General features: G+C 65.4%; 1 protein-coding gene and 1 pseudogene. Both read right to left on the bottom strand.

Translation table 11 applies throughout. The features are described from left to right. On the bottom strand, positions 1-510 hold a 510-nt coding region (locus tag KIH27_RS22025; protein ID WP_214095078.1), incomplete at its 3' end, for an ATP-binding protein. A gap of 55 nt (positions 511-565) precedes the next feature. Beyond that, positions 566-2110: pseudogene (istA, locus tag KIH27_RS22020) on the bottom strand (IS21 family transposase). Between the last annotated feature and the right edge of the window lie 188 nt (positions 2111-2298).

The following is a 2298-nucleotide window of genomic DNA, read 5'->3' as shown; positions in this document are numbered from 1 at the left end:
GTCGTCGACGATGAGGACCAGGGGGCGGGTGTATTCACGCATGCGCTGGCCGATGGTGCGATCAGCGTGGCCGCCGGCGAGGTCGGCGAGCATGCGGGAGCATTTCACGAAGCGGATGTCGCCGCCGCGTCGGGCTACTTGGTGTCCGAGTGCTTGTGCCACATGGGTTTTGCCGACTCCGACCGGTCCGTAGAGGATCACCGATTCGCCGGCGTCGAGCCAGCGCAGGGCGGCCAGGTCGCGCAGCATCGCGGCGGGCAGTTTCGGGCTGACGGTGAAGTCGAAGTCCTCGAAGGTGTTGGCCTGCTCGAAGCGGGCACGGCGGATTCGACGTGCCAGGGCGGCGGTGTCGCGGCGGGCGATTTCGTCTTCGCAGAGCACCTGCAGGAATTCGAGGTGGCCGAGTTTGCCGTCGCGGGTTTGGGCCAGGCGGGCATCGAGGGTGTCGAGCATGCCGGTGAGTTTGAGGGTCTTGAGTGCGGCACGAAGGCTGGGGTCGTGAATGGTCATGGTGTAGTCCTTTACTGAATATGATTGGTGCGGAAGTGGTTTGATGACTTTCGGATCAGGCGGTGCGTTCGGTGTCGAAGGCGGCGGGGCCGCGCAGCAACGCCGGCGCCGCCGGGGCTGATCGTCGCGAGGAGTCTTCGTCGCCGTGTTCGGTGCCGGCGGCCAGGATGCCTTTGACGGTGCGGTAGCCCGGGTCGCCGACCGCGAGGGCGCGAGCGCAGGCCGCGTCGAGGCGGTTGGCACCGTATTTGTCGCGCAGCCGGATGATCCCCTGGATGGCACGCAGGCGGTGGATGGCGTTGACCACTGAGAGTTCGGCGACGATCGCGACGGCACCGGGGCCGATCTGCTCGGCCTGGGTGCGACACCACGTCACGTTGCGCAGGGTGTGGGCGATCTTGTTCGGCGGGTAGTGCTCGACGTTCGTCGATCGGCCCGAGTAGTGCAGCACGTGGGTCGCCACGACCGTGTCGTCGCAGAAGATTTGCACCACGTCGCCGGCGGTGCGCACCAGCAGTTTGCGACCCATCAGCTTCCACGGCGCGGAGTAGAACGCCTTGCCCGCTTTGACATGGCAATCCGGGGCCAGCGTGCCGACCGTGTAGACGACTGTCTCAAATCGACGCTGCGGCAACGCCATTAACGCATCACGCTCCAGCGCGGCGAACACCGACGCCGGGCTCTGGCCATCTAGACCGCGATGCTTGTGCGCGCCGTAAACCTCGGTTGACCACCGCAGTGCCTCGGCCTGCATCTGAGTCAAGCTGGTGAAGTCCCGCCCGGCGAAGAACGAATCCCGAATGTAGGGCATCGGTCGCTCAACCCGAGGCTTGTCCTTGGGCTTTCGGGCCCGCGCCGGATCAATCAGCGCGCCGTAGAACGCGGCAAGCTCAGCGTAGGCCGGGTTGATCAGCGGGTCATACAGATCCGCACGCAGCACCCCGGCTTTCAGGTTGTCGCAAACCAATCGGGCAGGGATGCCGCCGAAGAACTCGAATGCCGCCACATGCGAGGCGTTCCACGACCGCTGATCCATCCGCAGCACCGGCTGAACGAACAGGGCTCGCGAACACGCCAGGATCATCGCGAACGCCCACACCGCCACCCGGCGCCCCGAGTCGGGGTCGCACCACATGCCGAGCTTGCCGTAGTCGATCTGGGCTTCACTGCCGGGTTCGACCGCACCCCGGGTAACGGTAGCCTTGACCTAAAGGCGTTTCTCAGCGAAAGCTGTTGCGATGTAACGCCGTACCGTTGATTCCGACACATCGACACGGTGATCGTCGCGTAGCCGTTGGGCGATCGTGGCCACCGTCACTGGCACTGCCAGCTGCTCGTCGATCCACTCGTGATGCACCGCGATCAACGGCCAGCTCACCGCCCGCGCCGTCGGGTCAACCAATTCCGGGAACCAACGCACTACTCGCGCCCGCCACAGGTCCTCATCGAAGGACCCGCCGGGCGCCGGTTGCAGGCCCTCGGCCAGCGCCGGGGCCAAATACTTGCGGATCGTCTTGCGGTCGATACCGAGCGCCTCGTAAATCTGCACCTGGGATCGGCCGGCGTTCCAGTGCCGGAACATCTCCACGAAGTCAGTCACGTTCCACGATCTCCTTGCCACCTCAGGCCCCTTCCAGGCCCCCTGGGCGGGGCACCTGAACGGAGCGAACCTGAGCAGCACCCCAACCCCCGCCGGACACGCCCCAGGGTGGGGAATTACGTGACGGCAGGTGAGGAATTACGTGACGGACAACCCCTCAAACCTGGGGAAATACGTGACCGCTGACA

The organism is Mycolicibacter acidiphilus (assembly GCF_018455725.1).
In the GTDB taxonomy this organism is placed as follows: Bacteria; Actinomycetota; Actinomycetes; order Mycobacteriales; family Mycobacteriaceae; genus Mycobacterium; species Mycobacterium acidiphilum.
Note: the sequence above shows the minus strand (reverse complement) of the source record. Positions and strands in the feature narration are given on the sequence as shown.